Raw genomic sequence first — 23,377 nt, forward strand, 5'->3', positions numbered from 1 at the left:
CCAGCGGGCCGCCTTGATCCAGTAAAGAAACTTTGGACAGCTCGCCCCTTCGGCCGCTTCGGCCGGTAGGTGACGGGCTGTTTCGACATATTCGACATATTTCATTCGCACAATTGATGCTTCAAGCCGTTCTGTTCACGACCTGGCCGTTCTCTATCCACAGGCTCCGCCATGTCTGATGTCCCTGCTGAAAGTTATCCACAGGCGTGCCCGCCGGGCGCGGGGCCATCCGGAAGGGGGAGCAAGTGCGAACACTGACGGATCATCAGCTTTCACTGATCGCACCGGGCTCGCGCCGGAGGACCCGGAGCCCATGCGCACAGAAGGCGATAGATGTGACCCAAGCCATACGCGCGACCGTCACACGCTCAGGCCTTTCGGCACCTGTAGCCAGTGAGAGTCCGGATTCCTCTGTGAATTTCCGGAGGGCTACGACCCTGGCAACGGAGGTGGAGCGAGTGGGGATGAATGACGGTCCGCACCGGTCACAGCAGCCGATTGCTTCCCGTCAGGCGGTGCGGTCCCGCGACTCCGCCGTCCGCACGACGGAAGGCCACGAGGGATTTTCCTGCCCGCTCCCGCCCGGCGGGCACGTGGGTTGCGGCAGGAAGACCGGTTTCAGCAGGCTTCCCGGACGAGCGGCCGAATGGTGCACGCGCGCTTCACCAGGACAGGCCAACAAGGGGTTTCACGAGGCGACGCAGGAGAACGGCACAGCGATGGACGGGGAAACGGTGGACGAGCGTGAGATCTCAGCGCTGGAAGCGGACGTGGCACAACTGTCCAGCGAGATAGCCGAGTTCGCGGAGCTTATGCGGCTGGCGGCGCGGGACCTCAACTCTCTTGCCCGTCGATGTGGTCTGCCATCTTCTGCATCAGAGTGAACATCTTGGCCATGTCCTGCTTCAGACTCGCCAGTTCATGCTTCAGCTCCTCAACATCCATGGCGAGGTTGAAGTAGCGCGTCTCGGAAGGCGTCGGTTTGGGGGGCGCACTCTCGGGTGCACCCTCTTCGGCCTGTTCGTCCTGAGCCTGCTCGGGTTCACCTTCGGGCCGGCGCACGAAACTGCCCCTGCCCTGGACGCCGTAGATGAGCCCCTCGTTCTTGAGCATGCGGAACGCGTTCTGCACGGTGGCGCTGGCGATGCCGAACTTCTCCTGCAGTTCCCGCGACGGGGGGATCTGGTCACCGGGCTTCAGGACGCCGGTATGAATCTGGCGTCGCAGGTACTCGGCGACCTGCACGTAGGGGGGCCGGTGGTCCCGATCGAGGGGCAGTGTCATGGCCGCAGGATACGGCCACCCAGCTAGATCACGCGGGAGTACCAGCAAACTCCCACCCCCAGCGTTTCAGTTGGCTAGCGTTGCAGCTAACTGAAACATGTGGTTGTATCTAGTCCTGGCCGGAGATCATCACCGGCCACCCCCTGCAGAAAGGGCCTCACTGTCATGGCCAGGACCGTTATCCGCGTGCACGTGCTGGACTCCACGAACGTCATGGCCGGCACGCCGACGGTGCCGAAGTGGAAGGACCAGGAGAACGGCGTCCGCGCGGTGGACTTCGAGACCGGTGCGCCGCTGTGCACACTGACCCTCTTCGTGATGGAGGGTGAGCGCGCCGAGGCGATCAAGGTGACCGTCCCGCAGACCGGACTGCCCAACGGCCTGCACCCGGGCCGATTCGTCCGCCCGGTGGACCTCTTCGCGAGCCCGTGGGCGCGGATCTTCAACGATCAGCTTCAGGAGGGCGTGGCTTACCGCTGCGCTGCGCTGGAGCTCGTCGACGGTCCGCACGTGCAGCAGGACGTGGCCGCGTCCGAGGCTGCTGCGGCGTGACACCGCTCCCCGCACGGCTGCGGTGAGACCCCAGATGGCAGCCGCCCGCTCGCAATCTTCACCGACGGAGCGGCTGCCCATCTGGGTCAATGCGCCCCCATCCCTTGTACTTCTCCGCGCGTCCGGTGCCGCGCGATTTCCCGAACGAAACGAAGGAAGACCGGTGAACGAACTCAACGAAGCGTTTGGTTGGCTCCGTGGAGCGATGTGGCTGGGACTCGGACTGATCGCCCTGTGGGCTGTGGTCTGGGTCGGCCGCTACCTGCGGGCGTCGCCGATGGAGCGGATCAGTATCCGTCAGGCGATACGGATTCGCTGGGGCTGGAAGCGGCTCGCGCAGATGTGCGGACTGTCCGTTACAGACAAGATGCCCACGCCCCTGGCCTCGCTCGCGAACACGGACGGCACGCCGCCCAAGCCCCGGGTCCTGGTCCCGGCCTTCAAGGTCACGCCGGACGCCTTCGGAGTGATGGCATGGGCGAACTGCTTGCCGAAGGTGGGTCTGGCGGAGTTCCAGAAGGCCGCCCCCTACCTGGCGGACGCCTGGCGCATGACGCGGGTGTCTGCGCTACCCGGGGACAGGCCCGGACAGGTCCTGCTGCGCGGGGTGCGGGTGGACCCGCTGATCGTGCCGACCGTGCACGTGCCCACCGGCCGCCCGCCGGAGGAGTACGCGAAGTGGGACCTGGGGGTCGACGAGTTCGGTATGCCCGTCGTCGTGGCCCTCAGGGAAGTACCCGGCATGGCTGTCGGCGGCCTGCCTGGCTTCGGGAAGACCTCGTGCGTGAACCGGCTGGTGTGTGACTGGGCGCCTTCGCCGGCCGTTCAGTTCGTCTTCTTCGACGGCAAGGTCTCTCACGCCTATGAGGGCGACTACGCCGACCTCGTCCAGCGGGCGTTCGCGTTCTGCGGCGACGACCTGGAGCAGGCGAACAAGCTGTTGAAGGAACTGGTGCAGCTGCGCCGCGCCCGCTCCGCGTCCATCCGCAGCGTCCTGGGCGTGAAGAACATGTGGCACGTCGGCCCGTCTGCCGACTGGCCACTGATCGTCATCGTCATCGACGAAGCCCACACCTACTTCCGCGATCACAAGGGCTCCGACCCGGTAACCAGGAAGCTCGCCGCGTTCGCGGCGGACAACGCCCGCTTGACGGAGGACTTGGTGAAGAAGGGCCGTTCGGTCGGCTTCCTGACCGTGCTGACCACGCAGAAGACCACCGGGGACGCCATCCCCACCTTCATCCGGGATGTTTGCCCGGTCGGGCTGTCCTTCGCGCAGAAGACCGCGGATGCCGCCGTGGCCGCGCTCGGCGACGACATCCGCGAGTGGCCCGACGCCAGCCCGGTCAACCTCCAGGACCCCGCCTACGTCGGTGTCGCGGTCATGTCCCAGCACGGGCGCCCTGGCTTCGTACGCATCCGTACCCCCTACGTCGCCGACGAAGACGCCGCCCGCATCTCCGAGCAGACCGCCCACCTGACGCAGCACCCGGCCCGGCTGCTGGAGAGCCTGACCGGCCGCCCGGTGGTGGACCTCACCAAGCCCGACTCCGAGCCCCCGGCAAAGGCGGCCTGACATGCGCCGCGTCATGAGGATCTACATCCGGCATATGCACAGGGCGATCATCGCCCAGGACTTTGACATGGCCGGTCGGATCGGCATTGCCGCTTACCGCGTTGCCAACGCCAGCGAACGCCGGGGGCTGGAGACCTACTTCGGGCCGAACGCCGCCCACCGGGCCGGCCTCGACCGCGACTGACCGCCTGTTCTTGCCCCCAACTCATTCTGGGAGGAGGTGAAACCCCTCATGTCAGAAGACCGGATCACTCAGCGCACGATCACCGTGGTCATGGCGGTCATCGCCCTGCTGGCGTTCGTGTTCTCCTTCGGCAACGTCTGGAACCTCGCCCTGCGCCTGGGCGTCCCCAACCCGATCGCACCCCTGATCGCTCCCATGGTCGACCTGTCCGTCCTCGGTCTCCTGGTCGCCCTGCGCTACCTGTCCCTGCGAGGCGTCCCCGCCGACCACCTCAAAGGCGCGACCCGGCTGATGCACACCTCCGGCTTCTTCACTCTCGCCCTCAACATCGCCGAACCCGTCATCGCCGGGCACTACGGTCGCGCCTGCGTCGATGCTGTCGCCCCGCTGCTTCTCCTCGGCTGGGGCGCTGTCGGCCCCGCACTTCTGCGCCACTTCCACGCCGTCACCACCCCCGCCCCCGCCGGTGTACCGGCTGGGCACCCGGCCCCCGTCGCCCTTCCGGAGCGGAGCAGGGAAACCGCACCGGAAGACGACCCGACCGAAGCCGCTCTCGCCCCGGAGCCTGCCCCCGAACCGGCGATGCCATCGACTCCCACTCCGTTGGCCCCTGCCCTTTCTCCAGACGCTGCGACGCATTCACCGGTCAAGGTGGCCCCGGCTCTGCTGGACGCCGCCCGCGAGATCGCCGACGCCCACCACGCCGCACACGGCCAGCCGATCACCGCGGCCCAGCTCAAAGCTCGCCTCGGCGTAAGTCTGCCTCTGGCCACCGCCGCACACGCGGCCCTGACGGCCTGAACCTCCCGCCGGCCTCCCGGCACTTCCCCTCTGGCCCCCTGGGCCTGACCCCGTCACGCCCTCGGGCAGCACCCGGCTCCCGCCTCGGTGCTGCCCAGGGCCCTCCATCAGCGGAAAGGACGCACCTGCCGATGCCCCGCGACCTCGACCTGCGGAACGTGATCAGCCCCGCTGTCCGGGACCTGATCGAGCTGGCCAACCTCGGCGACTTCGACCGCACCCGCGACCAGATCACCCGCCTGCGCGGCTGCACCCGCCCCGTCAACCTCGTCGGTCACACCCACACCCGCGACGCTGCCACCGGCGAAACGATCCGCTCGTACTCCACCAGCGACGAACCCACGGGACGCCTGCTGACCACCTGCGGCAACCGCCGCTCCTCACGCTGCGCCACCTGCTCCCGCGTCTACGCCGCCGACACCTACCACCTCATCCGCGCCGGACTCTTCGGCGGCAAAAGCGTCCCCGAAACCGTCCGCTCCCATCCCCGCGTCTTCGCCACGCTCACCGCCCCTTCGTTCGGGCCCGTCCACAACCGGCCCACCACCAAGGACGGCAAGCCACACGCCTGCCGCTGCGGCCAGCACCACGCAGACGACGCCCCCGAACTCGGCACACCACTGCACCCGGCCTCTTACGACTACACCGGCGCCGTGCTGTGGAACGCCCACGCCGGAGCCCTGTGGGCCCGCTTCACCCTCAACCTCCGGCGCGCCCTGGCCGCCCACTTCGGCATCACGCAGAAGGACATGAAGCAGGTTCTGCGGGTGTCCTTCGCCAAAGTCGCCGAGTACCAGAAGCGCGGCCTGGTCCACTTCCACGCCGTCATCCGCATCGACGGCCCCGATGGCCACACCAGCTCCCCGCCAGCCTGGGCCACCGTGGACGACCTCACCCACGCCATCCGCACCGCAGTCCCCCGCACCGCGCTCACCGTCACCTCCGACACCGTCGGAGACCACAAGATCCGCTGGGGACAGATGCTCGACGTACGGGAGATCACCGCGCTCGGCGACGGCGAACTCACCGACGCCGCCGTGGCCGGGTACGTCGCCAAGTACGCCACCAAGAGCGCTGAGGACTCCGGCACCGTCGACCGTTCCCTGGTCTGCCGCACCTGCTCCGGCCACGGCATCGTCGGCGGCCGTATTCGGGACCTGTGCCCCGGCTGCGAAGGCACCCGTCAAGCCGAACCCCTGCGGGACCTTCCCGTCCACCAGCACGTCCGGCAGATGATCCGCACCGCCTGGGACCTCGGTGGCCTGCCCGAATTCGCGGACCTCAAGCTCTGCAAGTGGGCCCACATGCTCGGCTTCCGCGGCCACTTCTCCACCAAGTCACGCGCCTACTCCACCACCCTCGGCGCACTCCGCGACGTACGCCGCGCCTGGCGCCTCGCCCAGGCAGAAGCCTCCCGCGCCCGCGCCGGCCTCCCCACGACCGACGAGAACACCACCCTCGTCACCGCCTCCTCCTGGACCTACCTCAGCAGCGGCTACCGCCCCGGTGAGGAACTCCTCGCCGCCCAGGTCCGCCACGACGTGGCCCAGGCCGACCGCATCAAGTCCGAAGGAGAGCCCTGGCTGTGACAACTCCGACCACCGCCGACAAGCGAACGCTGACGCTGGTCGAAGCACTCGCTGAGATCAGGGTCTCCCGCGCCGCCTTCTACCGAATGCGCGCCCGCGGCCAGGCACCACGACACCTGAAGCTCCCCAATGGCCAAATTCGCATCCGCCGGGCAGACCTCGACGCCTGGTTCGACGGCTGCGAGGTGCAGGAAGCGTGCTGACCTACGACGTTCAGATCTGGGGCATCCGCAAGCGTCCCAACCGCGCGGCGGCCTATCAGCTCCGGTGGCGCGTCGGTCCCCGGCCCTTCTCCAAGAGCTACAAGATAAAGGCTCAGGCCGACGGTCGACGCTCGGAGCTGCTGACCGCGCTGCGCAACCGCGAGCAGTTCGACACGGAAACCGGCCTGCCCGCCTCGGAGGTGCAGGCGCTCAACTCCTCCACCTGGTACGCCCACACCCGTGCGTACGCCGAGATGAAGTGGCCGGGTGCCTCGGCCAAGCACCGCGCAAGCATCGCTGACACGCTGGCGACCATCACTCCGAAGCTGGTCAAGGAGAAGCGCGGGGCTCCGGCACCCAAGGTGCTACGGATCGCGCTCTACTCGTGGGTCTACAGGTTCGTCCTGGACGACGACGGAACGCTGAAGCCCCGCCTTGACCTCGAAGATCCCCCGGCCGACATCGTGGCCGCGCTGGACTGGATCGCTCGCAAGTCGGTGGACATCACCGACCTCAACACACCGTCGGTGGTGCGGACCGCCCTCGACGCGCTGAAGTTGAAGCAGGACGGCACAGCCGCTGCCGAGAACACGGTGAACCGCAAGCGGACCGTCTTCAGCAACTGCCTGCGCTACGCCGTGGAACGAGAGCTGCTGACGTCCCTGCCCCTCGACAAGGTGGACTGGACCCCGCCCGAGACCGACGACGAGATCGACTTCCGGTTCGTCCCCGGCCCCAAGCTGGCGAAGGCGCTGATCGACGCTGTCGGGGAGCAGGGCGAACGCGGACGACACCTGAAGGCGTTCTTCGGCTGCCTCTACTACGCGGCTAACCGCCCTGGTGAGGCGGCCAGTCTCCGTGAGGACGACTTCACCCTTCCCGAAGAGGGCTGGGGTGAAGTCCTGCTCTCCACGAGCATGCCCCGAGTCGGCTCCGGATGGACCGACACGGGCGAGTCGTTCGATACGCGCGGTCTGAAGAAACGGGCTCGGAAGGCGACTCGGCCGGTGCCGATTCCACCTGTTCTCGTGCGCCTGATCCGCGAGCACATCAAGGAGTTCGGCACCTCCGAGGACGGCTGGCTGTTTCGCGCGGCCCAGGGTGGCCACCTGCTGTCCAAGGAGTACGGGGAGGCCTGGAAGGCGGCCCGCCTCGTGGTGCTGACCGAGTCTGAAGCGGCCGCGCCTCTGGCTGACGTGCCCTACTCCCTGCGCCACGCGGGCGTGTCGCTGTGGCTCGAGTCTGGCGTCTCCCCGGCCGAGGTCGCACGCCGGGCCGGCCACAGCATCGCGGTCCTGTTCCGCTTCTACGCCAAGGCCATTCACCGCAACCAGCAACGCTCGAACGAACAGATCGAGCAGGCTTTGGATGCCGCAGATCAGGAGTAATGTGCTATGCCGAACAGCGATGCCCCGCCATAATCCGTGAACAAGTCGCCCCTACTGAATCCAGTGGGGGCGGCCTATTTTCGCGCGCCGAAAGGGCGGATTAGAGGTTTCACTCGACTCCGCCACTCAACAGTAATCAGCGATCAAGCAACGTAGATTATCTCACACCTTTCTATCGAGATACAGGAAGTTTGTGTAAGGCTCAGAGTTATCCAGAGTCCGCTCAAAAGCAACAATCTTTTCGGCAGGATAGTTCGCAGTAGCGGACCTTAGATCCACTCCGGGAGTTGGCGTGGTACAGATCGCAACAGCCCATGAATCACTGCCAACAGCTCGCATTACGGCTTTTCCATTTTTGCGCACAGAGTCTAGATCAGATCTGAGCTTGCGACTGTCCGCTAGCTCACTATTCGCACAATGAGAAATCACAATAAGCGAGGCCATCAACCATCCCGGCGGACGCCTGGAATCTAGTGCATCAAGGAGTCCCGCCAAAGGAACCGAACTCGGCGAGAGCTGAGTTCCTCGCCTCTCCCTGGTTGCAATGAATGCGATATTCGGTGCCACTTCTTGAGCGACATCAATCACATTGATCACACCTTGGGGACCTGAATCCAGATACTTCACCATCCAGTCAGCCTCAGAAGCCGCTGTCACTTGCGGCATACCCGAGATAAGGCAACGCAAGTCGATGTAGTTCAGCAATCTCGCTGCTGGCTTAATGGTGCTAGCAATCCAAGATAGGTCGTCCACGTTAGTGATCCACGGGTTCGCGACGAAGCGCGCATCCTCGAACTCCTCTGCCGGCATCGGGGAATGAACTCGCGGAGAGACGGAAGACAGATCCTCGAGAGTTACGACGACTGGGAAGAAGGTCTTTACTTGTGAAGCATGGAACTCGACCCTTGCGCCACTTTCATCCACACCAGTGATGGGGCCGGCTTGCATAGCTCGGATAGTCCGATGAGCCTGCGCCTGCGCGTCCGTGATGAGTTTCTGCACCACACCGCGAATGGCTTTTACATCACCCGCTTGAGCCGATGGCGAGAAACCGCCCGCTTTAGCTTCTACAACGAGAGCGACATGCCCGAGGACTATCAATCCGTCGCCTTCAGGCGGCACCACATTGGTTGCAGCCCGGTCAGGATCCGGGTACCGAAGACTCCTGAGAACCAGATCAGGCTTGAGTGCACGCGACAGGACTTCGAGCGCTTGGCGCTCAGTGTAGGAAGACTTTGCCTTTTGAAGTCTTTCCGATGCGCCACGACCCACGCTTTTGATCGCTTCATCCAACATTGGCGCGAGAGCATGAACAAGGTTTGGATAAACCGGAGCCAAATAGCGCCCATCACCAATCTGCATGAGTGGCTTAAGTCGCAGTTCCGCCAGAACCTTGAGCGTATGATTATCCCGCAATCCAGTGGATAGCAAGTTGACCAATAGGTATCGCGCAGCGTCCGCCCCTACAGCCTGCTCCAGATCTTCAACAGTAAAGGAAACGGCTTGCCCGAAACCCGAGATTACATCTCCAGGAATCCTTCCCCTCTTCATCATTTTAAACAGCTTCGGCATCAAAGGAAGGCCAGCCTTCCTGGCGATCTTAAAGAACTCAGAAATGCCATCCTGAAAAGCATCGTCAACGAAGATCGCGACCTTTGCCGCCTGCTCCGCAGTCGGGGCACCTACCGAAATTAGCTCCTCCTCAAATTCGCTGTAAACGTCAACTACTCGATACAGTTCCGCCAGTGCCGGCCCAGGATCATGGGAATATAGATTGGAGATGTAGAATTGCTGAGAAGCTGGGTCAAGTTCCGCAAGCAGCTCGTTACGATTCGTGTGCCATTGCTGGTCATAAGAAATCGCACGCGCTAGCGCGGTCTCGACTTCATCAATCGAGACCGGCTTCTTAGGTGAATCCACAGTGGGCATGAACCCCAAGAGGAGTGCCTGAGCATACTCGACAAGTACCGAAGGAATCTTCGATGACCCTTTAGTGAGGGGAATCAGCGAAGCCATTTGCAGGGAAGCGACAACATCCCCCTTGTCCAGACCTCCGAGAAGTACTTGGGCAGCCTTTCGGGCTTCGTCACGGTCCTTCATCAACTCAGTCATCGCACTCCCCCTTGGTGCTCTTACCGTCAGCGAGCCCCTACTTCACGGGCAAGGAACTCGTCTCATGGACTCCGGTACGGATCATTTATATACACGAGGAGCCATCGATGTCGTCGAGATATTGAAGTTCGTCGGCATAGAAGTTCCCAGGGCGCCGAAGGTTCGAAATTCCGTTCGGAAGGCGATCCTGCTGCCAGGGCTGGCAAGCCAGGCGGCGATTTCAGGGATGTACTATTTTGCAACGATCGCGGTCCATGCCTGCACCGGAACAGCCCTAGCCACAATGCATCTCACGGTCGAAAACTGGTCCACGCCTGGTCCACACACAGTGATCCACAACGCAACAGAGCCGGATCAAGATGAGACACCCTCCACGCAGAAGGGGCGCCCCTCGCTGAGGGACACCCCTTCTGACCAGCACGTCTCTGACCTGCGGAGGCGGTGGGATTCGAACCCACGGTGACGCTTTCACGTCACTACGGTTTTCAAGACCGTTCCCTTAGGCCGCTCGGGCAACCCACCCCGCGTCAGCGGTGATCCGCTGCGCGGGGACAAGAGTAACCGGGTTCGGCCGGAGGTCGCTCAGCTGTCGCCCACTCGGGAGTCGAGGGTGACGTCGACCGTGTCGGTCTTGCCGTCTCGTTCGTAGGTGAGGGTGACCTTGTCGCCGGGCTTGTGGGTCCAGATCTCGCCGATCAGGGTGGGGCCGCTGTCGATGACGCGGTCGTCGAGCTTGGTGATCACGTCGCCGGGCTTGAGGCCGGCGTCCGCGGCCGGGCCGCCCGCCTCCACGGCGTCGGCGCCGCCCGCGCCGGTGTCGGTGATCTTCGCGCCGCCCGTGCCCTCCTCCAGCGAGACCGACGCGCCGATCTTGGCGTACACCGGCTTGCCCGTCTCGATGAGTTCCTGGGCGACGTACTCGGCCTGGTTGATCGGGATCGCGAAGCCCAGGCCGATCGAGCCGGACTGGCCGGTGCCGCCGAGGCCGCTGCCCGAGGACTGGATCGCGGAGTTGATGCCGATCACATTGCCCTGGGCGTCCAGCAGCGGGCCGCCGGAGTTGCCCGGGTTGATCGAGGCGTCGGTCTGGAGCGCGCTCATGTACGACGCGTTGGTACCGCTGCCGTCGCTGGAGGCGACCGGGCGGTTCTTGGCGCTGATGATGCCCGTCGTCACCGTGTTGGACAGTCCGAAGGGGGCGCCGATCGCGATCGTCGAGTCGCCGACGGCCACCTTGTCGGAGTCGCCCAGCGTCAGCGGCTTCAGGTCCGACGGGGCGTTCTTGAGCTTGATGACGGCGACGTCGTACCCCTGGGCGTTCCCGATCACCTCGGCGTCGTACTTCTTGCCGCTCGGGAAGGTCACGCTCACCGTGCCGCCGTCGACGGCGTCGGCCACCACGTGGTTGTTGGTGATGATGTGGCCCTCGGTGTCGAACACGAAGCCCGTGCCCGTGCCCCCCTCGCCGTTGCTGGACGCCGCCTCGATGGTGACCGTGCTCGGCAGCGCCGCCGCCGCCACCCCGGCGACCGTGCCCGGATCGCGCTTCACATCGCCGCCGCTGTCCGACGCGGAGACGGTCGTGGAACTGGTGTCGTCGTCGTTCTTCGCCAGCGTGTACCCGAGGCCGCCGCCGAGGCCGCCCGCGAGCAGCGCCGCCACCAGGACGCCCGCGAACAGACCGCCCCGGCCACGGCCGGACTTCGGCGCGGGCGGCTGCTGCTGGTACGCCGCTCCCCATGGCGCGTCCGGACCTCCCGGACCACCCGTACCCGCCGGGTCGCCCGGGTCGCCCGCCGGGGTGCCGAACGCCAGCGACGGCGGCGGCGGAGGCGGCCACGACGCGTCCGGCGCCGAGGTGCCCGCCTCCGCCGGGTACGCCGGAGTGTGGGTCTGCGGGGGCGTCTCGGCGGCGTACGGAGACGTCGCCGGCGGTCCGCCCGGGACCGGGGGGAGGGGTGTCGTGGGCACGGGGGCCTGCGGCGAGGCTACGGGCGTGTCCACCGGCACGGGAGGTGCGGACGGGGCCGGTGGTACCGCAGTGCCCTCGTTCTCGGTGCTCACAGCTCTTCTCCTCGATCCACGGCTGTCGTTGTAGGTCCCACTCGGTCAGCCTGTTCAGGTCCGCCGACGACCCGGTGCGCTGCGGCTGTTCCTCTGCTTTTGTATGCCATCAGCTTTTCCCACTGGCTGTCAGAGCGCCATAAGCCAAGCCTGTGTGTCTCCGGACTGTTCTTTATATTGGACTACATGGAGCGTATTCGACTTATTGCTCTTAATGGATGTATCCGGGCGGCGGCGCCGGGACACCCCGCGGTGACACCATGACGCGGTGACCCACGCACCGCAGCGCCGCATCCAGGTCGTCGCCCACCGGGGCGCCTCCGAGGACGCGCCCGAACACACACTGGCCGCCTACAAGAAGGCGATCGAGGTCGGCGCCGACGCCCTCGAATGCGATGTACGTCTCACCGCCGACGGCCATCTCGTCTGTGTCCACGACCGCCGCGTCAACCGTACGTCCAACGGCCGCGGCGCCGTCTCCGCGCTGGAGCTGGCCGAACTCGCCGCCCTCGACTTCGGCTCCTGGAAGCGGAGCGAGCACTACCGCACCCGCGACGAGGAACCCGACTGGGAGCACCGCCCCGAGGACCCCGCGGATACCTCCGTACTCACCCTCGAACGGCTCCTGGAGCTGGTCGCGGACGCCGGGCGCCGGGTGGAACTGGCGATCGAGACCAAGCACCCCACCCGCTGGGCCGGCCAGGTCGAGGAGCGGCTGCTGCACCTCCTCAAGCGCTTCGGCCTGGACTCCCCCACCGCCCCTGAGGACTCCCCGGTACGGATCATGAGCTTCTCGGCGCGCTCCCTGCACCGCGTCCGGGCCGCCGCACCGACGCTGCCCACCGTCTATCTGATGCAGTTCGCCTCGCCCCGGCTCCGGGACGGACGGCTGCCCGCGGGCGTCGGCATCGCCGGGCCCTCCCTCCGGATCGTGCGCAACCACCCCGCGTACGTCGAACGCTTCCGGCGCGCCGGCCACCGGGTGCACGTCTGGACCGTGAACGAACCCGAGGACGTCGACCTCTGTGTCGAACTGGGCATCGACGCGATCATCACCAACCGCCCCCGAGAGGTGCTGCGGCAACTCGGCCGCCGCCCGTGAGGCCCGGACACCGGCTCCTCCGCCCCGCCGCCCGCCCCCGCCTCCTCCGGCTCCGTCGCCCCTTCTTCCGCCGTCCTTACCGTCGGAGCCCTTGACCCCGCCCTCGATCTCCCGCCATTCTCCGGGTCTCGGCCACGCCATCGAATTCAAGCCACACATGCACGATGTCTTGACAGTCTCCTGACAGCCTTCTGACGGCCTCGTCACAGGGTGTGCACCGGCGCGTTCGGTCCGTGTTCGATCGAGGTGAGTGCGTCACAGCACCTGGATTGGCCGGTTTCCGGTACAGGCCAATGGGGCATCCACACCGTGGCGTGGGGCGAAGGAGGTCTCGGGGGTGGCGTTGGTGGTGGCACAAGAAGTGCCCACGTCGTCGAGCATGGCCGTAGCCCATGGCCCGGCGGGCGTGGGGAAAGCAAGGCACCGGATGCGTGACCAGTTGCGCACAGGCGGTGTGGCTGAATCGGTCATTGACGATGCTGTGTTGATCCTTTCCGAACTGTTGAGTAATGCCTGTAAACACGGCCGACCACTGGGCGACGCCCTGGCCGGCGACGGGGACGTGAGAGCCGCATGGCGTGTGGACGCGCGCGGGCGGCTGATCGTGGAGGTCACGGACGGCGGCGGACCCACCCGCCCGGCTCCGGCCACCCCGTCGGTCACCGCCCACGGCGGTCGCGGGCTGAACATCATCACCGCACTGGCCGACGACTGGGGCGTCCGGGACGACGCCCGGGGCGAGGTCACGGTGTGGGTCGTGGTCCACGACAACGTACGGGACCGGCGGTCCGGCCATCGCCGCGACGATTTCGCCGCGCGGATCGGTGCTCCGGCCCTGTCCGCGATCCCGGACCTGGATTTCGCGGACGCGTTCGACGACCTGGACTAGCCCGGGGGCGAGCCCCCGGGGATCACCGGGGATCACCGGGGATCTCCGAGGATCAGCAGGGAATCGCCGGGGAATCGCCGGGGAGTCCGAGGGTGGACCGCCCCGGGGTGGATCACGGGACCGGTGGCGGTCCGGACCGGCGGACCGCCATGGGCCGTCGCCATGGACGGTCACCATGGGCCGTCACCATGGATCATCGCCCTCGATGGTCGATGGCGCATCGTCGCCATGGACCGCCGCCTCCCGTCCCCCCACCCCCGAGCGGCTAGGCTCGCGCCCGTATCAGCAGAGCCGTAACCGGGAGACAGCCACCATGGCCAAGAAGCGACCCCAGACAAAGGGCGCGCGCCCGCAGCTCACGGACGGAGAGGTTCCGGTCGTCGGCGCGCGTGAGCCCTGCCCCTGCGGCAGTGGCCGGCGCTACAAGGCCTGTCATGGCCGCGCCGCCGCGCAGGCCGTGACCGAGCTGGTGCAGCGCCCGTTCGAGGGCCTGCCCGGCGAATGCGACTGGGTGGCGCTGCGCGAACTGGTGCCGGCCGCGACGGTGGAACTGCACCTGCGCGGCGGACTGCCCGAGGGCGTGCCGTCGGTCACATTGGCGACGGTGCTGCCGATGGCCTGGCCCGCGCTGCGCCGCGACGACGGCTCGGTGCTGATGGGCCTCCAGAACGACACGGCGTCCGGCGACATCAGCCGCGATCTCGCCGACACCCTCGCCGCCGCGCTGATCGCCACGCCCGGTACGCCGGTGCAGGGCCGCCGCGCCCCGGCCGACGGGCCCCGGCTCCAGGACGTGCTCGACCCCGAGGGCGCCTTCGAGCCAGTTGTGCACAGCGGGTTCGAGTTCTGGGTGCCGGACACGGACAACGCGTCGGCCGAGGTGACCGCTTCCCTGGAGCGGGCCAACGCCGCCGCCATCCCGACGGTCAAGCTGACCGGCGTCGACGCCGCGTACTGGTGCGAGGCCCCGGACAAGAACCATCTGCGCTGGGTCATGCCGCACCCGGAGGAGAAGCTGCTGGACGCGCTCGCCCGGCTGCACGCGGCGGGCCGCTCCAGCCTCGGCGAGGACACCCGGCTGGTGGGCTCCTTCCGGGCCCACGGTCTCATCGTGCCGGTCTGGGACCTGCCGAGCGGGATGAGCGCCGAGGACATCGAGAAGCCGGCCGCGGAGTTCGCCGAGCGGCTCACCACCGCGCTGGCCTCGGAGGAGCCCCTCTCCGCCGACGAGCGGCGGGCACGCGGCGGGCTCACCAACCGGCAGGTCACACTCAGCTGACCGCGCCGGACCGACCGGGCGGCGGCTGACTGGTCGGTCAGCCGTACGCGCCGGGGCGCCGCAGCCGCCGACGGCCGTCAACTCCCGTCGCCAACAAGCCAGTCGGTGTCCGAATAGCCGAGCAAACGCTGAGATCGAATTTGCTAACCGCCGATCTCTTGTTACCGTTCCCATAGCCCGGTTGCTGGTGCATCCCCCGTCGCCAGCAATCGGGTCTTTCTCTGCCCACCGCCCGCCCCGCCCCGAGCGGGCCGTCCGTACGGCGGTGGCGCTACCGCATCCGACCCGCGTCCTCGCAGGTCATCGCCCCGCCCAGCGCCCCGGTCAACTCCCCGCCGGCACCGTCGAGTTGCTCCCCGAGCGCAGCAGCAGCGGCCCCCGACCCTCCGCATCCGCGAACTCCGCGACCGCCGAGTAGTGCTCCAGATCCCCCCGCGTCCGCTCACGCGGCGTCTCACAGTCCGCCGGTTCGTCGCCCGCGTCCGTCGCACAGTGCAACGTCACCGTCCGGCCACCGGGTCCCATCAACGTGAGTACGGCGGTCAGGGCGTCGCCGGTCGCATTGCGGTAGTAGGTGCGCGCCCAGGTGTCCTCGCCCTGGGTCAGCACACAGGTCTGCGCCTCGATGCCGTCGGGCGAGGTGAGCTCCGGGCCGCAGCGGGCGGCGGTGGCCGGCCCGAGACCGAGCCGCTGCGGAGAGTCGGAGGCGGGGCCGACTCCGGAGTCGGTTCCGGAGCCGGCCCCAAAACCAGCCCCAGCCTCAGCTCCAGCCCCAGACGCAAATTCGGGCCCGGACCCAGCCCCCGCCCCAAACCCGGATTCGGAGTTCGAAAGAGCCGTCTCCCCGGCGCCCGGCTGATCCGGCACCCGGAGATCGTCCCGGCCGTCCCGGCCGTTCCGGCCGTCCCCATGGTCCCGGCCATCCCGGCCACCCCGGCCCCCGTCACCGACCGGACCCGTCCCGTCACCGGAAGGGCCCTGTTCACCCCGCGACACGCCCGCCGCACCGACCGTCCGTCCACCCCCACCGGCATCCCCGCCCCCATCCCCACTCCCGTCCCCGCCCACCGGTCCCGCGGACGCCACCGCCAGCGGCAGTACGACAGCACACATCGCGAGGCCCGCTAGGGCGACAAGACGGGGGTTCATGTCTGGGACGATAACGAGCGGGGACGGGCGCCCGGTTCCGGCGACGCCCGACACCCCTACAACTCGGGCGCGCTCACACCCGTACGAGTGAGCGCCTCGACGACCGCGTCGACCACGGCCTCGACATCGGGCACCCAGGGCGCGGCCGAGCCGGGCAGCGGCGCGCGCTCCCAGCGGATCTCGCCCTGCACGGTGGTGGACGGCGGCAGGGCGATGTAGCCGCCCTCGCCGTGGAAGCGGAGCGAGCCGGGGACGAAGTCCTTGGCGTACAGCAGTTCGCCCAGCTGTTCCATCGAGTACGGGCGCACCAGCAGCGCCCAGCGGGTGGGCGAGGCGATGACCGGGCCCAGCCGCATGCCGCCTCGGTCCAGCGCGTCGAGGGCGCGCGCCGCCGCCGCGGCCGGCAGGCTCACCGCGCAGGGCGCGCTGCCGCCGGTGGCGAGGATGACCGGGGCCGTGGGGCGGTTGCCCCACCACCAGCGCACCATGCGCTCGTCGGTGGTGGCCGCGAGCAGGCCCGGGTCGAAGGGGTGCGCGCCGGGGACCGTGCAGTCGGGGTCGGGGCAGCCGCAGCGGGACCGGCCCTGCGGGTCGGCCGCCACGCCCGGGAGTACGGGCCACTGCCACTGCGTCGCGAAGGTCAAAGCCGCGCCGACCACCTCAGGTCTCCCGCCGTTCCGCCTGGACAGGAGCCTGCGTCGCCTTCCGAGGATCTCGCGCATGAGCGCTCGTTCCTTTCCGTTGCACGCCTGGCAACACCGTGGGTTCACATCACACCATGTGTCGATCACTTCACTGTGCGTACCTATGGGCGCATCACACCCCGGCCGTGGGCACGGGGAACCCCTATGGGTCGAGCGTTTGGCTGCGTCCGCTGCCGTTCCGTCCATACTGCGACTGTCCAGAGCACGGACGTGGCGGGGGGTGGCGAAGTCTGGCGTTTTCGGGTCGCGCTCTTACTCTTCGCCGCCACCACGAGAGGATGGGGCACGGTCGTCGGTGGCTAAGACGCCCGGGTCCGTTGCCAGGTTCCGGGTAGCCCCCAACCACCCCTGGCCTTCACCGAGTACGTACCCATCACGACCGCTGTGACGCTCCGTCGAGCAAGGCCAGTCGACCCCAATCACCCGATACATGGAACAGTTTTAGGCCAACTTTGCCTTTACGCAAGGGGAACCACGATTCATCACGTCAGCCCCCTGGACACCAGGAATCCCAGCAGGACAATGCTGGACATCCCCTCACGAGTGCGTGTACATGTGGAGACACTGCTAGCGGCGCAGAATGACATGGGGGTTTGCGATGCTTTTCAGCAGTAAGCACCGGTCGGAAAGCCGGACACCATGAACGCCCCGCACCCTCCGAAAGTGGCCGGAATCGATGCAACGGTTCCCTCGCCCGCACACACTGTCGCGCCCGCGCCCGCGACCTCCGGCGCCTCAGCCGGCGCATCCGGCCCTGCCGATCCTTCTGGCCCTTCCGATCCTTCAGGCCCTACCGGCCCTACCGGCCCCGTCGGCACATCCGGTCCGGGCGCTCTGCTCCAGGACCGGCTGGCCGGCTGGGTCTCCGACCTCACCACCCTGCACGAGCTGACCGAACGCCTGGCCCGCACCGACACCCTTCCCGACGCCCTCCAGGAACTGCTGCGCGCGGGCGCCGCCTTGGTGGGCGCCCGGCGCGGTCTGGTCGTACTGGAACCGGCCGACGGGCTCGGCCCCCGCTCCACCGTCGGCCTGGGCCTGGCCCCGGCCGATCTCGGCCATCTGGAGACCGTCCCGCGCGGTTCGCTGCCGTACGGCGAACTGCTCGACACGCCCGCCGGACTGCCCGGCGGCGTGGCTGAGATCGTGCGCGCGGATCTGCTCGCCGAGGACGGGCTCGACCCCCGCCACCGCGAGGTCGCCGCCCGCCTGGGCTACGCCGCCAGCTACGCCCTGCCGCTGTCCACCAAGGGAGCCGGCCGGCTCGGTGCCGCCGTATGGCTGTACGACGAGCCCGCCGAACCGGTGGAGCGGATGCGGCATCTCGCCGGCCTCTACACCCGGTACGCCACCGAGCAGCTCGCGCGGCTGCTGGAGGTCGAGCGCACGCGCGCGTGCCTGAAGACCATCTCCGAGGAACTGCTCCCCTCGCGGCTGCCCCGCGTGTCCGGCGTACAGCTCGCCGCCCGGCACCGCACCGGGCCGCGCGGCGGCGGCGACTGGTACGACGCGCTGCCGCTGCCCGACGCGGCCCTCGGGCTCGCCGTGGGCTCGGTCACCGGGTCCGGGCCGAGCGCGGTCGCGGCGATGGGACGGCTGCGGGCGTCCCTGCGCGCGTACGCGGTGATGGAGGGCGAGGATCCGGTGGCGGTCCTGTCGGACCTGGAGCTGCTGCTGCGGCTCACCGAGCCCGCGCGCTCGGCCACCGCCCTGTTCGCCTACTGCGAGCCCGCGCTCGGCAAGCTCACCCTCGCCGGGGCCGGGCACTGCCCGCCGCTGCTGATCGGCGAGCGGCGCACCGAGTTCGTGGAGACGTCCGTGTCCGCGCCGCTGGGCATGCTCGCCTGCTGGGAGGCGCCGAGCGTGGAGGTGCAGGCGGAGGCCGGTGAGACGGTGCTGCTGTACACCGACGGGCTGCTCCAGCGCACGGGCGATCCGGTCGACCGCGCGTTCGCCCGGCTGCACGCGGCGGCGGCCGGGGCCCCGAAGGCGGCCCGCCGGGACCCCGAGGCGCTGACCGACCATGTGCTGCGGGCCGTCCTGCCGGACGGGCTGGACGCGACGGACGGCGCGGAGGACGTGGTGATGCTGGCGGCACGGTTCGAATAGGGCCTCCGCCCCGTACGGCGCCGGGAGGAGTACGCACCCCGTCGCTGCACGTAACGGGCATTCCGGTACTGGACCCCCGTCCGAACGACCGTACGATGGACGGGGTCCAGTGCCGTACCCATGTCCCATCAGGAGGATTGCCGTGGCCGACCAGCTCACCCCGGAGCACGCAAAGACCCCGGAGAGCCCGGAAATCGATCCGGAGACCGCCGCGGGAATCGATCCGGAACTCGATGCGGAAATCGACGCGGAGAGCGCGTCGGAGAAGCCGGTCAAGCCGCGCAAGAACGGGCTGTACCCCGGCGTGTCCGAGGAGCTGGCCGAGAACATGAAGGCCGGCTGGGCCGACACCGAGCTGCACGACCTGGCGCCGATCGCGCAGGCCGCCGAGACCGCCGTCCGCCGCGCCGCGCTCTCCGCCCGCTTCCCCGGCGAGCGGCTGGTGATCCCCGCGGGCCGGCTGAAGACCCGCTCCAACGACACGGAGTACCCCTTCCGCGCCTCCGTGGAGTACGCGTACCTCACCGGCAACCAGACCGAGGACGGCGTGCTCGTCCTGGAACCGCGGACCGGGGGGCACACGGCCACGATCTATCTGCTGCCGCGCTCCGACCGGGAGAACGGCGAATTCTGGCTCTCCGGGCAGGGCGAGCTGTGGGTGGGCCGCCGCCATTCGCTCTCCGAGGCGGCCGAGCTGTACGGCATCCCGGCCTCCGACGTGCGCGCGCTGCCGGACGCGCTGCGCGAGGCCACCGGCCCGGTGCGGGTCGTGCGCGGCTACGACGCCGGGATCGAGGCCGCCCTGACCGACAAGGTCACCGGTGAGCGCGACGAGGAGCTGCGGGTCTTCCTCTCCGAGCAGCGGCTGGTCAAGGACGGGTTCGAGATCGCGGAACTCCAGAAGGCCGTCGACTCGACCGTCCGGGGCTTCGAGGACGTCGTACGCGTGCTCGACAAGGCGGAGGCCACCTCCGAGCGGTACATCGAGGGAACGTTCTTCCTGCGCGCCCGCGTCGAGGGCAACGATGTCGGCTACGGCTCCATCTGCGCCGCCGGGGCGCACGCCTGCACGCTGCACTGGGTCCGCAACGACGGGCCGGTGCGCGCGGGCGACCTGCTGCTGCTGGACGCGGGCGTCGAGACCCACACGTACTACACCGCCGACGTCACACGCACGCTGCCGGTCAGCGGGCGGTTCAGCGAGATCCAGCGGAAGATCTACGACGCCGTCTACGACGCCCAGGAGGCCGGCATCGAGGCGGTCCGGCCGGGCGCGAAGTACCGGGACTTCCACGACGCCTCCCAGCGGGTGCTGGCCGAGCGGCTGGTGGAGTGGGGCTTGGTCGAGGGGCCGGTGGAGCGGGTGCTCGAACTGGGGCTCCAGCGGCGCTGGACGCTGCACGGGACCGGGCACATGCTCGGCATGGACGTCCACGACTGCGCCGCCGCGCGGACCGAGTCGTACGTCGACGGGGTCCTGGAGCCGGGGATGTGCCTGACCGTGGAGCCGGGGCTGTACTTCCAGGCCGACGATCTGACCGTGCCCGAGGAGTACCGGGGGATCGGGGTGCGGATCGAGGACGACGTGCTGGTGACGGAGGACGGGAACCGCAACCTGAGCGCTGCGCTGCCTCGGCGGTCGGATGCGGTGGAGGGGTGGATGGCTTCGCTCGGGCGGGGCTGACGTTGTCCGATGTCGTTCCTCGGGCGCGGGTGGGTTGTGGCTGGTCGCGCAGTTCCCCGCGCCCCTCAAAGCCGCGAAGGCGGGCGCCCGGTCCCGCCCCGGGACCGCCGAGGTCAGACGGCCATCAGTGGCGCGTCCTTGCGCCACTTGAGGAGCTTGTCGAAGCTGACCACCGCGCCGGCCCGGCCCGGCTTGTTGACGATGCGGACATGGTCGGCGAGTTCCCGGATGAGGTAGAGGCCCCGGCCGTTCTCGGCGTCCTCCGCGGTCGCCGGGCGCGGCGGACGGTCGGCCGTGAAGCCGGGGCCGGAATCCGTGACCTCGATACGGCACATCTCCCCGTCGAGGTACGCCGTGACGCGATAGGCCCCCGAGAAGGTGCCGGGGGCGGTGCCGCCGCCGTGCTCGACGGCGTTCGCACAGGCTTCGCTCAGGGCCACGGAGAGGTCGTACGAGACGTCGGGATCGACGCCCGCGGTCTCCATGGTGCCGAGCAACAGGCGCCGCGCGAGCGGAACGCTCGCGGCTTCACGCCGCAGATGGAGTGACCACCAGATGCTCATGCTCCAGCCTCCTGGCCGCGGCTCGACATACCGTTACGTATTGCCGCCCACGCCCGTACGCAATCGCGATTTCGCGGTGACTCCGCCCATACAGCGGATGCGACAGCGGTGGCGGTCGGTGTATGTGGGGTGGTAGTGGCACCATGCGAACCAGCCGTATCAGGGTTTCCCTGGCTTTCTCTGGTTTCTGATGGTTTCCACCTGTTTTTCCGCACCGTGGCGGTCTCCCCGGCACAGGGAATCTCGCGGGCCTGCCGTAGGGGACCGGCGCGGGCCTGCCGTAGGGGGCCGGTAGGGCCAGTGCGATGATGAGCCCGCCATGACTGCCCCCCAGCCGCGCACGGCGCGCTCCGGGAGAGATCTCCGGATCCTGCGGGCCGCGGTGTTCGCCGCGGTCTGTGTCGTGCTGTCCGCGGTCGGGCACGTCATCGCGTCCTGCGCGGCGGTGCCGCTGTGGGCGCTGGGCACGGGCTTCGCCGGGGTGCTCGCGGTCGCCGTGCCGCTCGCCGGGCGGGTGCGGTCGCTGGGCGGGATCGTAGGGCTGCTGACGGCCGGGCAGATCGCGCTGCACACCCTGTTCGGGCTGGGCCAGCACCGTACGGCGACGGCCGCCGCCGAGGCCGCCCGTGCCGCCGCCGACAACTCGCTCGTCGAGCGGGCCGCGCGGCTGTTGTGCGGGACCACCGCCGCCGCGCTCAGCCCGGCCGAGGCGCAGCGCCTGCTGACCGAGGCCCGGCTGGTACCGGGGCCGGGCGGCGCGCCGTCCGCCGCGCACCACCGCGCCGACGCGCTGGCCGACTCCGCCGGTTCGTCCGCCGTACTGCTGCCGTCCCTGCCGATGCTGCTGAGCCACGTCCTGGCGGCGATCGCCGCGGGCTGGCTGCTGCGGCGCGGGGACCTGGCGCTGCTGCGGCTCGTGGAGCTGTCGGCGCAGGGCATGGCCGAGGGAACGCTCGTACGCTCCCTGTGGGCGGCGCTCGCGCTGGTGCGGGCCCTGTGCGCGGGGCTCCTGGCCGCGCCGGAGGCCGGTCCGCGTGCGGTGCGCGTGAGCGAGTTCGCGGCCCCCGAGCCGTCCACCACGGCGCTCCAGCACACCGTCGTCCGGCGCGGGCCGCCCGTCGGCGCGTTCGCCCTCGCCGCCTGACGCGACCGCCACCGACCTACGGGTTCGTACGGATTCGTACGGGTTCTTCGGGACGGGTGCTGCCGCTGTCGTGCGGCACGCGCGTGTGCCCGTTGCCGGGCTCTCCCGCGAAAGCGCCTCTATAGGACGCGTTTTCCGCGAGAGCACTCCTATAGGGACGCGTTTCCAGCGTTTCCAGGGCACCTCCACGCGCGCGTACCCCTCTTCCCATCCAACTTCCCGTTCACTTTCCCGTTCGACTTCCCGTTCGACTTTCCCGTTCAACGGATTCTGATTCGAAGTGGAGTGCCTCTCCTCATGAAGGCTTCCCGTATCGCCGCCGCCGGTGCCGTCGCCGCCGCGGCCGTCGTCGTCCTGTCCTCCCCCGCCCTCGCGCATGTGAGCGTGCAGCCGGAGGGGTCGGCCGCCAAGGGCGGCTACGTGGTCGTGGACTTCAAGGTCCCCAATGAGCGCGACGACGCCTCGACCACCAAGCTGGAGGTCAACTTCCCGGCGGAGCACCCGCTGTCCTCGGTCCTGCCGGAGCCGGTCCCGGGCTGGGACGCCGAGGTCACCCGGTCGAAGCTGGACGAGCCGATCGACTCGCACGGCCAGCAGATCACCGAGGCGGTCACCAAGGTGACGTGGACCGCCACCGGCAAGGGCGTCGAGCCCGGCTTCTTCCAGAAGTTCCCGGTGTCCGTCGGCGCCCTGCCCGACGACACCGACGAACTCGTCTTCAAGGCCCTCCAGACGTACTCAGACAACGAGGTCGTGCGCTGGATCGAGGTGCCTCAGGAGGGCCAGGAGGAGCCGGAGTACCCGGCCCCGGTGCTCGCCCTGTCGGCCGCCACGGAGGACCATCACGCCGCCGCCGGCTCGGGCTCCGAGGCGGCGAGCCAGGAGCCCACCGCCGCGAACACCTCCACCGCGTCCGAGGAGTCCGGCGGCTCCACCGACACCACCGCCCGCGTCCTCGGCGTCGTCGGGATCGCCGTCGGCGTGGCGGGGGTGGCGTACGG

21 protein-coding genes and 1 tRNA gene are annotated in these 23,377 nt (G+C 68.6%); 15 read left to right on the forward strand and 7 right to left on the reverse strand.

The annotated features are described in order from the left end of the window. Positions 1–834: 834 nt before the first annotated feature. Positions 835–1,284: a GntR family transcriptional regulator gene (locus ACFXAZ_RS16460; RefSeq protein ID WP_384590679.1), complete on the reverse strand. Its 450-nt coding sequence runs from the start codon at positions 1,282–1,284 to the stop codon at positions 835–837. A 165-nt stretch (positions 1,285–1,449) separates the two neighbouring features. Between ACFXAZ_RS16460 and ACFXAZ_RS16465 the strand changes: the two genes are divergently transcribed. From ACFXAZ_RS16465 to ACFXAZ_RS16495, 7 genes are all read left to right on the forward strand, one after another. Next, entirely contained in the window at positions 1,450–1,836 is a 387-nt protein-coding gene (locus tag ACFXAZ_RS16465) for a hypothetical protein (protein ID WP_384590682.1), read from the forward strand. A gap of 205 nt (positions 1,837–2,041) precedes the next feature. Continuing rightward, positions 2,042–3,412, forward strand: a complete 1,371-nt coding sequence (locus ACFXAZ_RS16470) for an FtsK/SpoIIIE domain-containing protein (protein WP_384590685.1) — start codon at positions 2,042–2,044, stop codon at positions 3,410–3,412. Between the two features lie 13 nt (positions 3,413–3,425). Next, on the forward strand, positions 3,426–3,596 hold the full coding sequence (locus ACFXAZ_RS16475; protein WP_384590688.1) for a hypothetical protein: 171 nt from the start codon (positions 3,426–3,428) through the stop codon (positions 3,594–3,596). Positions 3,597–3,644: 48 nt separating this feature from the next. After that, positions 3,645–4,397: a DUF2637 domain-containing protein gene (locus ACFXAZ_RS16480; protein WP_384590691.1), complete on the forward strand. Its 753-nt coding sequence runs from the start codon at positions 3,645–3,647 to the stop codon at positions 4,395–4,397. A gap of 131 nt (positions 4,398–4,528) precedes the next feature. Continuing rightward, entirely contained in the window at positions 4,529–5,986 is a 1,458-nt protein-coding gene (locus tag ACFXAZ_RS16485) for a replication initiator (protein ID WP_384590694.1), read from the forward strand. Further along, positions 5,983–6,189: an AlpA family transcriptional regulator gene (locus ACFXAZ_RS16490; RefSeq protein ID WP_053746072.1), complete on the forward strand. Its 207-nt coding sequence runs from the start codon at positions 5,983–5,985 to the stop codon at positions 6,187–6,189. Before ACFXAZ_RS16485 ends, ACFXAZ_RS16490 begins: the two co-directional genes overlap by 4 nt. Continuing rightward, the gene (locus tag ACFXAZ_RS16495; RefSeq protein ID WP_384590697.1) at positions 6,183–7,577 is read left to right on the forward strand and encodes a tyrosine-type recombinase/integrase; all 1,395 of its coding nucleotides are present in this window, start codon (positions 6,183–6,185) and stop codon (positions 7,575–7,577) included. Before ACFXAZ_RS16490 ends, ACFXAZ_RS16495 begins: the two co-directional genes overlap by 7 nt. A 162-nt stretch (positions 7,578–7,739) precedes the next feature. Here the strand turns inward: ACFXAZ_RS16495 and ACFXAZ_RS16500 are convergent, their stop codons facing one another. Then, entirely contained in the window at positions 7,740–9,689 is a 1,950-nt protein-coding gene (locus tag ACFXAZ_RS16500) for a hypothetical protein (protein WP_384590700.1), read from the reverse strand. Positions 9,690–9,753: 64 nt separating this feature from the next. Between ACFXAZ_RS16500 and ACFXAZ_RS16505 the strand changes: the two genes are divergently transcribed. Next, positions 9,754–10,152, forward strand: coding sequence for a hypothetical protein (locus tag ACFXAZ_RS16505; RefSeq protein ID WP_384590703.1), 399 nt, complete (start codon positions 9,754–9,756; stop codon positions 10,150–10,152). On the opposite strand, the gene ACFXAZ_RS16510 is transcribed toward ACFXAZ_RS16505, so the two are convergent. Together ACFXAZ_RS16510 and ACFXAZ_RS16515 are read right to left on the reverse strand one after the other, a co-directional pair. Continuing rightward, positions 10,121–10,215, reverse strand: a tRNA-Ser gene (locus tag ACFXAZ_RS16510). The two genes, ACFXAZ_RS16505 and ACFXAZ_RS16510, sit on opposite strands and share 32 nt — an antisense overlap. A 56-nt stretch (positions 10,216–10,271) precedes the next feature. Then, positions 10,272–11,753 carry a S1C family serine protease gene (locus ACFXAZ_RS16515; RefSeq protein WP_384590706.1) on the reverse strand — a complete coding sequence of 494 codons (1,482 nt, stop codon included), beginning with the start codon at positions 11,751–11,753 and terminating at the stop codon, positions 10,272–10,274. Positions 11,754–12,021: 268 nt separating this feature from the next. On the opposite strand from ACFXAZ_RS16515, the gene ACFXAZ_RS16520 reads away from it, so the two are divergent. The 3 genes from ACFXAZ_RS16520 (at position 12,022) to ACFXAZ_RS16530 (ending at position 15,023) form a co-directional block, all read left to right on the forward strand. Beyond that, positions 12,022–12,855, forward strand: a complete 834-nt coding sequence (locus ACFXAZ_RS16520) for a glycerophosphodiester phosphodiesterase (RefSeq protein ID WP_384590709.1) — start codon at positions 12,022–12,024, stop codon at positions 12,853–12,855. A gap of 337 nt (positions 12,856–13,192) precedes the next feature. Beyond that, a complete protein-coding gene (locus ACFXAZ_RS16525) occupies positions 13,193–13,744 on the forward strand; it encodes an ATP-binding protein (protein ID WP_384590712.1) in 552 nt (183 codons plus the stop codon). A 313-nt stretch (positions 13,745–14,057) separates the two neighbouring features. After that, positions 14,058–15,023, forward strand: a complete 966-nt coding sequence (locus ACFXAZ_RS16530; protein WP_384590715.1) for a DUF5926 family protein — start codon at positions 14,058–14,060, stop codon at positions 15,021–15,023. A 324-nt stretch (positions 15,024–15,347) separates the two neighbouring features. Here the strand turns inward: ACFXAZ_RS16530 and ACFXAZ_RS16535 are convergent, their stop codons facing one another. Then, the gene (locus tag ACFXAZ_RS16535) at positions 15,348–15,632 is read right to left on the reverse strand and encodes a hypothetical protein (RefSeq protein ID WP_384590718.1); all 285 of its coding nucleotides are present in this window, start codon (positions 15,630–15,632) and stop codon (positions 15,348–15,350) included. A 596-nt stretch (positions 15,633–16,228) separates the two neighbouring features. Continuing rightward, positions 16,229–16,894, reverse strand: a complete 666-nt coding sequence (locus ACFXAZ_RS16540; RefSeq protein WP_384590721.1) for a bifunctional DNA primase/polymerase — start codon at positions 16,892–16,894, stop codon at positions 16,229–16,231. Positions 16,895–17,515: 621 nt separating this feature from the next. Between ACFXAZ_RS16540 and ACFXAZ_RS16545 the strand changes: the two genes are divergently transcribed. Together ACFXAZ_RS16545 and ACFXAZ_RS16550 are read left to right on the forward strand one after the other, a co-directional pair. Further along, a complete protein-coding gene (locus ACFXAZ_RS16545) occupies positions 17,516–18,985 on the forward strand; it encodes a PP2C family protein-serine/threonine phosphatase (RefSeq protein ID WP_384590724.1) in 1,470 nt (489 codons plus the stop codon). A gap of 142 nt (positions 18,986–19,127) precedes the next feature. Next, the gene (locus tag ACFXAZ_RS16550; RefSeq protein WP_384590727.1) at positions 19,128–20,669 is read left to right on the forward strand and encodes an aminopeptidase P family protein; all 1,542 of its coding nucleotides are present in this window, start codon (positions 19,128–19,130) and stop codon (positions 20,667–20,669) included. Between the two features lie 113 nt (positions 20,670–20,782). On the opposite strand, the gene ACFXAZ_RS16555 is transcribed toward ACFXAZ_RS16550, so the two are convergent. Beyond that, entirely contained in the window at positions 20,783–21,232 is a 450-nt protein-coding gene (locus tag ACFXAZ_RS16555) for an ATP-binding protein (protein WP_384590730.1), read from the reverse strand. 319 nt (positions 21,233–21,551) lie between these two features. Here ACFXAZ_RS16555 and ACFXAZ_RS16560 point away from each other — a divergent pair, with 319 nt between their 5' ends. After that, positions 21,552–22,376: a hypothetical protein gene (locus tag ACFXAZ_RS16560; RefSeq protein ID WP_384590733.1), complete on the forward strand. Its 825-nt coding sequence runs from the start codon at positions 21,552–21,554 to the stop codon at positions 22,374–22,376. A gap of 297 nt (positions 22,377–22,673) precedes the next feature. Then, positions 22,674–23,377: YcnI family protein (locus ACFXAZ_RS16565; protein WP_384590736.1), on the forward strand; the 704-nt coding region annotated here is incomplete at its 3' end.

Source organism: Streptomyces sp. NPDC059477 (assembly GCF_042749375.1).
In the GTDB taxonomy this organism is placed as follows: Bacteria; Actinomycetota; Actinomycetes; order Streptomycetales; family Streptomycetaceae; genus Streptomyces.